At 68.7% G+C, this 12,007-nt stretch carries 11 protein-coding genes; 8 read left to right on the top strand and 3 right to left on the bottom strand.

Going from position 1 to position 12,007, the window contains the following annotated elements:
- The 4 genes from BLQ70_RS13650 to BLQ70_RS13635 all read left to right on the top strand — a co-directional run bounded on the left by BLQ70_RS13650 (position 1) and on the right by BLQ70_RS13635 (position 4,498).
- On the top strand, positions 1 to 753 hold the full coding sequence (locus BLQ70_RS13650; RefSeq protein WP_091857436.1) for an ABC transporter permease: 753 nt from the start codon (positions 1 to 3) through the stop codon (positions 751 to 753).
- Positions 729 to 1,505, top strand: coding sequence for an ABC transporter ATP-binding protein (locus tag BLQ70_RS13645; protein ID WP_091857434.1), 777 nt, complete (start codon positions 729 to 731; stop codon positions 1,503 to 1,505). Before BLQ70_RS13650 ends, BLQ70_RS13645 begins: the two co-directional genes overlap by 25 nt.
- Positions 1,506 to 1,667: 162 nt before the next feature.
- Positions 1,668 to 3,833: a protein-disulfide reductase DsbD family protein gene (locus BLQ70_RS13640; RefSeq protein WP_091857795.1), complete on the top strand. Its 2,166-nt coding sequence runs from the start codon at positions 1,668 to 1,670 to the stop codon at positions 3,831 to 3,833.
- Between the two features lie 29 nt (positions 3,834 to 3,862).
- Positions 3,863 to 4,498: a thioredoxin family protein gene (locus BLQ70_RS13635; RefSeq protein WP_091857432.1), complete on the top strand. Its 636-nt coding sequence runs from the start codon at positions 3,863 to 3,865 to the stop codon at positions 4,496 to 4,498.
- A gap of 63 nt (positions 4,499 to 4,561) precedes the next feature.
- Here the strand turns inward: BLQ70_RS13635 and BLQ70_RS13630 are convergent, their stop codons facing one another.
- The gene (locus BLQ70_RS13630) at positions 4,562 to 5,770 is read right to left on the bottom strand and encodes a penicillin-binding protein activator (protein ID WP_091857431.1); all 1,209 of its coding nucleotides are present in this window, start codon (positions 5,768 to 5,770) and stop codon (positions 4,562 to 4,564) included.
- Between the two features lie 185 nt (positions 5,771 to 5,955).
- On the opposite strand from BLQ70_RS13630, the gene rsmI reads away from it, so the two are divergent.
- The 3 genes from rsmI to gshB all read left to right on the top strand — a co-directional run bounded on the left by rsmI (position 5,956) and on the right by gshB (position 8,278).
- Entirely contained in the window at positions 5,956 to 6,867 is a 912-nt protein-coding gene (rsmI, locus tag BLQ70_RS13625) for a 16S rRNA (cytidine(1402)-2'-O)-methyltransferase (RefSeq protein WP_091857429.1), read from the top strand.
- On the top strand, positions 6,864 to 7,259 hold the full coding sequence (locus BLQ70_RS13620; RefSeq protein WP_091857427.1) for a YraN family protein: 396 nt from the start codon (positions 6,864 to 6,866) through the stop codon (positions 7,257 to 7,259). Before rsmI ends, BLQ70_RS13620 begins: the two co-directional genes overlap by 4 nt.
- A 74-nt stretch (positions 7,260 to 7,333) precedes the next feature.
- Entirely contained in the window at positions 7,334 to 8,278 is a 945-nt protein-coding gene (gene gshB / locus BLQ70_RS13615; protein ID WP_061970968.1) for a glutathione synthase, read from the top strand.
- Here the strand turns inward: gshB and BLQ70_RS13610 are convergent.
- Entirely contained in the window at positions 8,275 to 9,990 is a 1,716-nt protein-coding gene (locus BLQ70_RS13610; protein ID WP_091857425.1) for a hypothetical protein, read from the bottom strand. The two genes, gshB and BLQ70_RS13610, sit on opposite strands and share 4 nt — an antisense overlap.
- A 47-nt stretch (positions 9,991 to 10,037) precedes the next feature.
- Positions 10,038 to 10,829 carry a HesA/MoeB/ThiF family protein gene (locus tag BLQ70_RS13605; RefSeq protein ID WP_061971173.1) on the bottom strand — a complete coding sequence of 264 codons (792 nt, stop codon included), beginning with the start codon at positions 10,827 to 10,829 and terminating at the stop codon, positions 10,038 to 10,040.
- A 170-nt stretch (positions 10,830 to 10,999) separates the two neighbouring features.
- Between BLQ70_RS13605 and BLQ70_RS13600 the strand changes: the two genes are divergently transcribed.
- Positions 11,000 to 12,004, top strand: a complete 1,005-nt coding sequence (locus BLQ70_RS13600; RefSeq protein WP_170843408.1) for a BMP family lipoprotein — start codon at positions 11,000 to 11,002, stop codon at positions 12,002 to 12,004.
- The last annotated feature ends 3 nt before the right edge of the window (positions 12,005 to 12,007 follow it).

Here is a 12,007-nt window from a genome sequence, read left to right as displayed (position 1 = left end):
GTGAGCAGCTTGCGGGCTCCGGCCCTCGCCCTTCTGGGCCTCGTCGCCTTCCTCCTGCTCTGGGAGGCGATGCCGTTCTTCGGATGGGTGAATCCGGCCTTCCTGCCGGGGCCGAGCGCCCTGCCGAAGGCCTTCATGCGGGAGCTCTCGTCCGGCGCCTGGCTCTCGGCCATACTGGGTTCGCTCTGGCACTACTTTGTTGGACTCTTCGTCGGCGCCGGTCTCGGCATCGCATTCGGCGTGCTCATCGGTATGTCCCGGATCGCCGAGGAGGCGACGGCCTGGGTCGTCCGGGTCCTACGCCCGATTCCCGGCCTCGCCTGGGTGCCCTTCGCCATCATCTGGTTCGGCGTCACGCCGGGCGCGGCGGTCTTCATCATCGCGATCGGCGTGTTCTGGATCGTCTTCTTCGCGGCGCAGGGCGCGATCCGCGGCGTCGACCGCGATCTCATCGAGGTCGCCGATGCCTTCGGCTTCCGCTCCCCCTGGCAGCGCCTGTTCAAGATCCTCTTGCCGGCTGCCTTGCCCGGCATCCTCGTCGGCATCAGGACGGCGCTCGGCCAGGCCTGGATGGCGGTAGTCGCGGCCGAGATCTTCGGCGTCGCCGGTGTCGGCCAACGCATGATGCAGGCCTCGAGCCTGCTCGCGACCGATATCGTCGTGGTCTACATGCTGACGATGGCGGCGCTCTACGGCCTGCTCGACACCGGTTTCGTCGCCTTCCAGAAATGGGTGCTGCGTTGGAAAGCGTGATCGAAATCAAAGGCCTGTCGCTGACCTTCAAGCGCGACGGCGAGGACACCGAAGTCCTGCGCAAGCTCGACCTTTCGGTCGGGCGCGGCGAATTCCTGGCGATCGTCGGCCCCTCCGGCGTCGGCAAGTCGACCTTGCTGCGCGTCATCGCCGGCCTCGCCAAGCCGAGCGGCGGCGAGGTCGTCATCAACGCGAAGGACAAAGCGCGCCGGCCTGTCGCGTTGGTCTTCCAGGATTCGCGGCTGCTGCCCTGGCGCAAGGTCGTCTCCAATGTCGGCTTCGGGCTCGAAGGCCGTGCGCCCCGTGCCGAGCGCCTCGCCAAGGCGGCGGCGATGCTCGACCTCGTCGGTCTCGCGCCACTCGCTCAGCGCTGGCCGCATCAGCTCTCGGGCGGCCAGCGCCAGCGCGTCTCGCTGGCCCGCGCGCTCGCCGTCGAGCCGGAAATCTTGCTGATGGACGAGCCCTTCTCGGCGCTGGATGCCCTGACGCGCGAAAACCTGCAGGACGAACTGATCCGCGTCTGGCAGCGCACCGGCAAGACCGTGCTCTTCGTCACCCATGATATCGACGAGGCCGCCTATCTCGCCGACCGCGTCGTGGTCCTCTCGGGCGCCCCCGGCCAGATCATCGCCGAGCACCGCATCGACGCGAGCCGTCCGCGCCGGCGTGGCGCCGCGGCGGAGGCCGAGATCGTGCGCGCGGTCCGCCAGGGCCTCGGCGCCGACATCGTCACGGACGGCGCCGCGATCTGAACGGCCTCGCCGCCCCGTCACCGGGGCGGCGACACCATGGCACGCTGCCTCCCGAAGGCGGATCGCCCAGAATGCCCGCGACCCCGCCTCACTGCCTTGTCATTGGCAGGTGAGGGCGGAATGAGGCATGGGGTCGGGATGTTCAGGGATGGCGACGGCATCATGCGGCGATATCTAGGCAAGCGTTTCCTGCACGGCGCAGCGCTGGCGCTGGGACTGCTGGTTCCCGGCCTGGCGGTTGCCGCCGAATCCGCTCCCGTCACCTCGCCGCGCGTCACTGCGACCTTGCTGTCGAGCCGGGACGCGGTCGCGCCCGGCGAGCGCTTCAAGCTCGCGCTCGTCCAGAAGCTCGCGCCGCACTGGCATACCTATTGGCTGAACCCCGGCGATTCCGGCGAGCCGACCCAGATCAAATGGGACCTGCCGGCCGGCGCGACCGCGGGCGAGATCCAGTGGCCGGCGCCGAAGGCGATCCGGGTCGAGCCCCTCGTCAATTTCGGCTTCGAGGGCACGGTCCTGCTGCCGCTCGAGATCACCGTGCCGGCGGATGCCAGGCCCGGTGAGACTTTCGCCCTGAAGGCCGAGGCGACCTGGCTGGTCTGCGAAAAGATCTGCATTCCCGAGGAAGGCTCCTTCTCGCTGGAGCTTCCGATCAGCACCGCAAGCGCAGTCGATCAGGCGGCAGAGGCGCGCATCGATGCCGCCATCGCGGCGCTGCCCAAGCCGGCCGCCTTCCGCGGCAAGCTCCGCGACGATGCCGGCAAGCTCGTTCTCGATCTGCCCGGTCTGCCGGCAGGCGCCGCCGATCTGCGCTTCTTCCCTGTTTCCGATACGCTGATCGAGCATGCGGCCGAGCAGCCTTTCGCGGCCGGCGACAAGCCTGCACTGACGCTGACCCGTTCGAGTGCCTTCAAGCTGGCGAAGCCGGAAATCTCCGGCATCCTCACCTTTACCGAGGAGGGGACGCCGCGGGCTGTGACGCTGCTCGCCGATGCCGATCCGGCTCTGATGGCGGCAGGTATGGCAGCGGCGCCTGAAGCGCGCCCGGCCGTGGTGCGGATTCCGATGCCGGCCGAGGGCGCCGACCTGACGCTCTGGGCGGCGCTGGCTTTCGCTTTTGCCGGCGGCCTGATCCTCAACCTGATGCCCTGCGTCCTGCCGGTGCTGTTCATCAAGGCGCTCGGCTTCGCGCAGCTCGCGCATCGCAGCCGTTCGGAGGTCCGGGAGCAGGGCCTGCTCTTCATGGGCGGCGTGCTCGTCACCTTCATGGTGCTGGCCGGCGCGGTGATCGCGCTGGGCAGCCTCGGCAGCAGCGTCGGCTGGGGTTTCCAGCTCCAGTCCCCGCCGCTCGTCATCGCGCTGGCGGTGGTGATGGTCCTGATCGGCCTCAACCTGCTCGGCGCCTTCGAGATCGGCACCTCCGTCACCGGGCTCGGTGACGGCCTCGCCAGCCGGGGCGGGCGGCTTGGTGCCTTCATGACCGGCGTGCTCGCGGTCGTGGTCGCGACGCCCTGCACGGCGCCCTTCATGGGTGCGGCGATGGGCTATGCGGTCACGCAGCCGCCGGCCGTCGCTCTCTCCGTCTTCCTCGCACTGGCGCTGGGCTTCGCGCTGCCGGTGGTCGCGCTCTCCTTCGCTCCGGGCCTGCTGCGCCTGCTGCCGAAGCCCGGCCGCTGGATGCTGGTGCTGAAACAGGCCTTCGCCTTCCCGATGTTCGCGACCGCGATCTGGCTGATCTGGGTTGCGTCGGTGCAGAGCGGCCCGCAGGGCGTGCTCGCGGCGCTCGTCGCGGTGCTGGCGGCGGGTTTCGCCGTCTGGCTTATCGGCGTGACACGCGGATCGTTCGCGCGACGTGCCTTCGGCTCGGTTCTGGCGGCGCTGGTCGTGCTCGGCGCCGGCTGGTTCACTGTGCAGAATGCCGTTCCCGGTGCGGCGACCGAGGCGCGGGCCGGCGATATCGAGGCCTGGTCGCCCGAGCGGGTCGCGGCCTTACAAGCGCAGGGCAAGCCGGTTTTCGTCAACTTCACCGCGGCCTGGTGCATCACCTGCATCGCCAACGAGCGCGTCGCGCTCTCCCGGCAGGAGGTGAAGGATGCCTTCGCCAGGCTCGGCGTCGTCTATCTCAAGGCCGACTGGACCAATCGCGACAGCCGCATCGCCAAGGCGCTGGCCGAGCAGGGCCGCGCCGGCGTGCCGCTCTATCTGTTCTACCCCGCCCGTAAGGAGGCACAGGCCGAGATCCTGCCGCAGCTACTGACTGTGGATGGGCTGATCGCCGCGGCCGAACGTGCAGCCGGCCGCAACGCGAAGACGGCAGCACTGCCATAGGTTTTCGACATCAACCAAGGGAGACAGACATGCAAAGCCTGACCAGACAGACTTTCATCGCCGGCCTCGCCCTCGCCGGCCTCGCCTTCCCGGCAGCGGCCTTCGCGCAAGGTGCGGCCAAGGTCGGTGCCCCCGCCCCCGCCTTCCAGGCGGTCGATGTCGAGGGCAAGACGCGCAACCTCTCGGAATTCGCCGGCAAGACGGTGATCCTCGAATGGACCAACCATGACTGCCCCTATGTCCGGAAGCACTACAACAGCGCGACCATGCAGAACCTGCAGAAGGACATGGCCAAGGAGGGCGTGGTCTGGCTCTCGGTGATCTCCTCGCCGCAGGGCGAGCAGGGCCATGTCGATGCCGCCAAGGCGAAGGAACTCACGGTCCAGCGCAATGCCGCGCCGGCCGGCATCCTGCTCGACCCGAACAGCAAGGTCGCGCGGGCCTATGGCGCCCAGACCACCCCGCATATGTACATCATCGATCCCAAGGGCACGCTCGCCTATATGGGCGCGATCGACGACAAGCCGACCTCGGCGGCATCGAGCCTCCAAGGCGCCAAGAGCTATGTCCGCCAGGCCGTCGCAGAGCTCAAGGCCGGCAAGCCGGTCTCGGAAGCCAGCACCAAGGCCTATGGCTGCGTGGTGAAATACGCGCCGCTGAGCTGAGGCCCGTCACCCATCGTGATGAGGAAGCGGCCGGGCCTTGCCCGGCCGTTTTCGTTGGGCGTCTTATTGCGAGCGCGGGCCGAGATCGCGCGGCGCGGCGTTGATCGTGACGATCTGGCCGTTGCGCAGTTCCAGCACGGCGAGCCCGCGCTCGACCTGCCCGTCCGGGCGGAAGCGGAAGACGCCGTCCGCCCCGGCGAAGCCGGAACCGTTGGTCAGCACGGCTTCCGAGAAGCGCTGCGAGCCTTGCGTGCGCGCCAGCGCCGCCGCCAGCGAGACCGCGTCATAGGCCAGCGTCGCGGTGCGGGTCGGCGCGCCGTTGAAGCGCTGCTGGTAGCGCCCGGCGAAGGCGTTGAAGCCGGCGGTGTCGGGCGAGGCGAACCAGCCGCCCTGGATAGCCGGCACGCGCGCGATGCCCGCATCGTTCCAGACGCCGGTGCCGAGCGGCTTGACCTTGGCGGGGTTGTAGCCGGCCTCCTGCAGGAGCTGGCCGAGCGTCGGCATGGCGTCGGCGGCGGCCGGCACGAACAGCGCATCGGCCTGGGCGAGCGAGGGCATCAGGCGCTGGATCGCGGCCTTCATCGCGGCCGGGTCGGCACTGAAGCGCTCGATCGCGGCGACGCGTGCGCCGCGATTGGCGACGGCCTGCTGGAAGGCGGCCTCGACCACCTTGCCATAGGCGGTGTCCGGCACCAGCGCCGCGAAGGACTTGCGGCCCTGCTGGGCGGCGTAGCCGATCACGCGGTTGACGTCGTTCTCGGGCGGGAAGGAGAGCAGGTAGACGCCGCGCGAGGCGACGTTGGAATCGCTGGAGAAGGCGATCACCGGCTTGTTGGCGCCGCGTGCCACCTGCCCGGCCGCCTGGACCGAGGGCGCGAAGAGCGGGCCGACGATCAGTTCGGCCCCTTCCGACAGGGCTTCCTGCGCGGCGGCGCGGGCGCCGTCCGGCGTGCCGCGATCGTCCTTGACCAGCAGGGTCAGGTCGGCATTCGGGAATTCGGCCAGCGCCATCTCGGCGGCGTTCTTGAGCGAATTGCCGACGACCGCGCCCTGGCCCTCGGCGGTCAGCGGCAGGATCAGGCCGACCTTGACCTTGCCGGTGCCGATGGTCTGCCCGGTCGGCGCGGCGCCGCCGGCTGCGGGCGTGCCCGAATCGAAGCCCGGCAGGCCCGAGGTGCCGCCGCCGCAGGCGGCGAGCGCAAGCGGCAGCAGGACCGCGAAGGCCCGTGTCTTGAACCGCAGGATCGGTGCGAGGTGCCGATGATACAACACGGGCGATCTCCAGTCGTGACCGGGCCGGCGAAACGCGGCCCGGCGATGGGTCCTGTGGAACCGATATGCCCCCGGACCTCTCGTGCCAGTCCGGAAGCCTATTTTCAAGTTGTTAACTATGGGTTGCACCGGTGCGGGCGTTCCCCGCCATGGCGCCGCTGCGGCGGCTGTGGCAGCGTGATCGGATGTCGAACACTGCCGCCACCCCCCGCGCTCCCAGCTACACCGCTTTCGGCCTGAGGGCCGAGGCCGAGCCGCTGGCGCCGGGCCTCCACATCGTCGCAACGCCGATCGGCAACCTCCGCGACATCTCGTTCAGGGCGCTGGCGACGCTCGCCGCCGCCGATGCGATCCTGGCCGAGGACACCCGGACGTCGAAGACGCTGCTGGCGCATTACGGGATCTCGACGCCGCTCCTGCCCTACCACGAGCACAATGCCGCGCAGATGCGTCCGAAGGTGCTGGCGAAGCTGCGCGAGGGCGGCAAGCTCGCCCTGATCTCGGATGCCGGCACACCGCTGGTTTCCGATCCCGGTTACAAACTCGTCGCCGAGCTGGTGGCGGAAGGTTTGCCCGTCACCGGCATTCCCGGCCCCTCCGCCGTGCTGGCGGCTTTGGTGCTGGCCGGCCTGCCGACCGACCGCTTCTTCTTCGAGGGGTTTTTGCCACCGAAATCGGGCGGGCGCCGCACGCGATTGACCGAGCTTTCTGCGATCCCCGGCACGCTGGTCTTCTTCGAATCGCCGCGCCGCCTCGCCGAGATGCTGGCTGACGCCGCCGCCGTGCTCGGCGCGAGGCCCGGCGCCGTCGCGCGTGAGCTCACCAAGTTCTACGAGACGGTCCGGCGCGGCACGCTTCCCGAACTCGCCGCCTATTACGATGGCGAAGAGGAGGCGCGCGGCGAGATCGTCGTGATCATCGGTCCGCCCGGCGCCGCCGATCTCGTTCCAACCGACGAGGCGATCGACGAGCGTTTGCGCGCGGCACTGGCGAAAGTCTCGCTGAAGGAAGCCGTGGCGCAGGTCGCCGCCGAGACCGGCCAGCCGCGCCGCAAGGTCTATGCCCGCGCGCTCGAACTGACCCGCGACGATCCGTGACCAGGGCCGGCACCGATCCGGGCGGGCGCAGCCATAAGGCAAAGCGCTCCGGCCTGACCGGACGCCGCGCCGAATGGCTCGCCATCCTCTGGCTGACGGCGAAGGGCTATCGCCTGCTGGAGCGCCGTTTCGGCGGCAAGGGCGGCGAGATCGACCTCGTCATGAAGCGCGGCCGCACCATCGCCTTCGTCGAGGTCAAGGCGCGTAGGCACCTCGATGACGCCATGATCGCGATCACCCCGGAAAAGCAGCGCCTGGTCGAGCGGCGCATAAGGCATTGGCTTTCGCGCAATCCCTGGGCTGGCAGCCATCACCTGCGGGCCGATGCGGTGTTCCTGGCGCCCTGGTGCCGGCCGCGCCATGTGCCGGCCGCCTTCGCGCTTGTCCTCTGACGCAAGGCCACCCACTTGCAGGAACCCGGTCCGCGGTCCGATAAGAACCGCCTGCCTGCAACAGGAAGCCTGTCATGAGCCTCAACGTCGCCATCCAGATGGACCCGATCGAGCGCATCCGGATCGCCGGGGATACCGGCTTCGCGCTGATGCTGGAAGCGCAGGCGCGCGGCCATACGCTCTATACCTACACCCCCGACAAGCTCTCGATGCGCGACGGCAAGGTCACCGCGCCGATGCGCCCGGTGAAGGTGCGCGACGTCGAAGGCGATTATTTCACCGCCGGCACGGAGGAAAAGGTCGATCTCTCCGGGCTCGACGTCGTGCTGCTCCGGCAGGACCCGCCCTTCGATATGGCCTATGTCACCACCACCCATATGTTGGAGCGCATCCACCCGAAGACGCTGGTGGTCAACGACCCGACTTCCGTGCGCAATGCGCCCGAAAAAATCCTCGTCACCCATTTCCCTGAATTGATGCCGCCGACCCTGATCACCCGCGACAGGGCGGAGATCGAGGCCTTCCGCGACGAGCATGGCGAGATCGTCATGAAGCCGCTCTACGGCCATGGCGGCGCGACCGTGTTCAAGACCAGCAAGACCGACCCGAATTTCGGCTCGCTCTTCGACCTGTTCAGCAACCTCTTCCGCGAGCCCTGGGTGGTGCAGGGCTTCATCAAGGAGGTCACCGAGGGCGACAAGCGCATCATCCTGATCGACGGCAAGGCAGCGGGCGCGGTCAACCGCGTCCCGGCGGTCGGCGACCTGCGCGCCAACATGGTGCGCGGCGGCGCGGCCCGCCCGACCGACCTGTCGAAGCAGGAGCTCGCGATCTGCGAGGCGATCGGTCCGACGCTCCGCGAGCGCGGCCTTCTGCTCGTCGGCATCGACGTGATCCATGGCAAGCTCACCGAGATCAACGTCACCGCGCCGACCGGCGTGCGCGCGATCAAGAAGCTCGGCGGACCGGACCTTGCGGCGCAGCTCTTCGACGTGATCGAGACGAAGCGCGGCCGCTAGCCCGCCTTCACATAGCCCTTCCAGCAGCGCCCGAGCGCGATCTCCCGCCGGCCCGTCAGGACCGGCGCGTAGATCTTGCGCAGGGCCTCGTTCGCGACCGTGACCGGGCAGAGCGGATAGAGCACGAGGTCGGCCTCGCGGGCGAGCGTGATCTCGGCATCGTCCGGCTTCGGCACGGCGCGGAACGGGTCGGCGCCGATGGCAATGCCGCGCGGCGCGCTGCGGCCCATCACGGCGGGGAACGGGTTGACGAAGTTGAGGCTCATGATCGTCTCGAAGCGGCGCCCGCTCGCCCGCTCATGCGCCAGGATCGCCGCGACCCCCTCGTCGACCGCCATGAGCCATGACGCCTGGAAATCGAGCTCCGAATAGAGCTGCGGTGACGGCAGCATCTCCCGTGCGGTGAATTCCCGGAAGGTCGCGGGATGAGCCGCGTAGATGTCGAGCATCGCGCTCGCGCGGTTCATGACGTCGGCATGCTGCGAGACCTGGCCGAGCCGGCCGAGATGCTGGTTCGGCAGGGCGGCATAGCCCGCCTGCGCCATCAGCGCCCGTGCGCCGCGCTGGAGCACGGTTTCGGCTGGCGGGATGGCGGTGGCGGCGACGAGGCCGCAGACAACGAGCGCGCCGCGCCGGCCGCTGCCGAGCCAGCGCGACAGGATCATCAGCAGCACCGGCCAGATGAAGATGAAAGCCTGCCCGCCGGTATTCTGGGTCTCGAAGAACAGCCCCGCGGCGAGGACGACCGCGAGCCAGGCAACGTCGCGGTCGAGCAGGCGGATGAAGCCGGCGGCGGACGGTTGACGGCGCAGCGCAAGCGCGGTGTCAGCGATGTCGCGTCGGTCCAGCCAGAACAAGGCAAGCACGAGCGCCGCCCCGGCGCCAACGATGTCGAGATGCAGCGAGGCGGCCTGGACGAAGCGCGGCAGGATGCCGCCGGCATTGATCGCGATCAGCGCGAGGATGCTGCCGAGATAGGCGCTGACGAGGCCTGTCGCGAGTTCGAAGCCGATCAACGCCAGCCCAGCGGCGGCTGCGACCGTCAGGGCCTGGCGCAGGCCGATACGCCCGGCGGCGAGCGCGAAAGCCGTGACCAGGCCGCCGGCGAGGAAGCCGGTGATCTTGATCATGAACAGCGCGATCAGCGTCCAGCCGATGATGGCGGCGAGCGCCGGGCCGCGGAGGAAGAGCAGGCCGCAGACCAGCACGTAGAGCACGATGCTGACATGCCGGTTGTAGATGCCGAATCCGTCCGTGCCCGGAAAGAAGGAGTAGTGCTCGACATTGATCGGCAGGATCTGGAAGGCGAGATAGGGCAGGAGCAGCGCCATCGCCCTGGCGCGTGATTGCCGGCCGACCGTGTGCAGGATGACCGCCATCGCCGGAGCCGTCACCGCGAACAGGCACCATTGCGCCAGCAGCAGCGGATGCGCCCGCGGAAACAGCGCGTCGAACCCGGCGAAGAGCCAGTAGCCGAGCGGCCCGACCGGTGCGATGAAATCGATCAGCGGCACCTGGCCGTCGCCGATCCGGTTGGCGGCGTCGAGGTAGAGGACGAGGTCCCAGTACATCGGTCCGAGCGGCAGCGTCAGGGGCTGCGTCAGCAGCAGGGCGCAGATCAGGACGGCAGCGCCAAGCAGGACGAGCGGCAGGCTCGGAAGCCACCGCGCCTCGGTCGCAACTCCCGCCTCGATCGTGCCGTCGGCCTGCATTGTGCCCTTCCCCGTGCTTTCGACGGGGATTGGCTAGCAGATACGGGTTAAGATCGGCCTTCGGCCAGGATTTGCCCGTTCAGCGGATTGGCCTCGTCCCAGCCATAGCGCAGCGTCTCGAAGCGCATCGTCAGGGAATCGACCAGCAGGAGCTTTCCGACGAGCGGCTCGCCGAAGCCGGTGATGGCGCGCACGACCTCGAGCGCCATCAGCGAGCCGATCACGCCCGGCAGGGCGCCGAGCACGCCGGCTTCCGCACAGGTCGGGATCGCGCCGGGCGGCGGCGCGTCCGGAAAGAGGCAGCGCCAGGTCGGGTTCGGCTTGCCGTCCGGCCCGGCCTCATGGGCGCGGATCGTGGTCAGCGACCCGTCGAAGCGCCCGAGCGCGCCCATCACCACCGGCTTGCGCTCGTGGAAGCAGGCATCGGACACGGCATAGCGTGTCGCGAAATTGTCGGAGCCTTCGGCGACGACGTCGTAGAAGGCGATCAGCGCGCGGGCATTATGCGGATCGAGCCGCGTGACATGCTCCTCGACCACGACATTCGGGTTGAGGTTGCGCACGAAGCGGGCGGCGACCACGGCCTTGTGCGCGCCGATATCCTCATTCGTGAAGATGGTCTGGCGCTGCAGGTTCGACAGCGAGACGATGTCGTCGTCGACGATGCCGATCTTCCCCACCCCCGCAGCCGCCAGGTACTGGAGCAGCGGCGCGCCGAGCCCGCCGGCCCCGACCACCAGCACGCGCGCGTTCTTCAGCCGCTGCTGGCCCGGCCCGCCGATCTCCGGCAGGACGATATGGCGCGCATAGCGCTCGATCTCGTCGTCGTTCAGCATCATGGGCGACAGCCTAAGGCCGGTGGCGGCTCCAGGGCAATCGCCCTGCGGCGCGGCCGCGCGGTCGTGATGAACATGACCTTTCGCCAGCTTGGCCGCGTCGCGCAGCCATGTCATCGTGCCGCGATCGAGGGCCGGACAACGGCGCCCGGCTGCAACAGGGGATCGCTTCCATGCGTTTGGGTTCTTTCGCGGCGGCGTTTGCCGGCGTCGTGCTTTCGACTGTCGCGGCACTGGCGCAGCCCCAGCCGATCAAGCCGGCGGTCGTCTACGACAAGGGCGGCAAGTTCGACAAATCCTTCAACGAGGGCGTCTTCATCGGCGCCGAGAAGTTCAAGACGGAAACCGGCGTCGAGTTCCGCGATTTCGAGCCGACCAACGACGCCCAGATCGAGCAGGCACTGCGCCGCTTCGCCCGCGACGGCCATTCGCCGATCATCGCGGTCGGCTTCTCGCAGGCGACCGCCCTGCAGAAGGTCGCGGCCGAGTTCCCGAACCTGAAATTCACGATCATCGACATGGTCGTCGACCTCCCGAACGTGCAGTCGATCGTCTTCAAGGAGCATGAGGGCTCCTATCTCGTCGGCCTGCTCGCGGCGATGGCCTCGAAATCCGGCAAGGTCGGCTTCGTCGGCGGCATGGACATCCCACTGATCCGCAAGTTCGCCTGCGGCTATGTCCAGGGCGTCAAGGCCGGCAAGGCCGATGCCGAGATCTTCCAGAACATGACCGGCTCGACCCCGGCTGCCTGGAACGACCCGGTCAAGGGTGGCGAGCTCGCCAAGTCGCAGATCGATCGCGGCGCGGACGTGGTCTACCACGCTGCCGGCGGCACCGGCATCGGCGTGCTCCGCGCCGTGGCGGATGCCGGCAAGCTCGGCATCGGCGTCGATTCCAACCAGAATGCCCTGCATCCCGGCAAGGTGCTGACCTCGATGCTCAAGCGCGTCGACATCGCCGCCTACAATTCGTTCAAGGCGGCGCAGGACGGTTCCTGGAAGCCGGGCATCTCCGTGCTCGGCCTCAAGGAAGGCGGCATCGACTGGGCGCTGGACGACAACAACCGGAGCCTGATCACGCCCGAGATGAAGGCCGCCGCCGACAAGGCCAAGGCCGATATCATCGCTGGCACCGTCAAGGTCCACGATTACATGTCCGACCAGAAATGCACGATGTGAGGC

Source organism: Allobosea robiniae, from assembly GCF_900102525.1.
Taxonomy (GTDB): Bacteria; Pseudomonadota; Alphaproteobacteria; order Rhizobiales; family Beijerinckiaceae; genus Allobosea; species Allobosea robiniae.
Note: the sequence above shows the minus strand (reverse complement) of the source record. Positions and strands in the feature narration are given on the sequence as shown.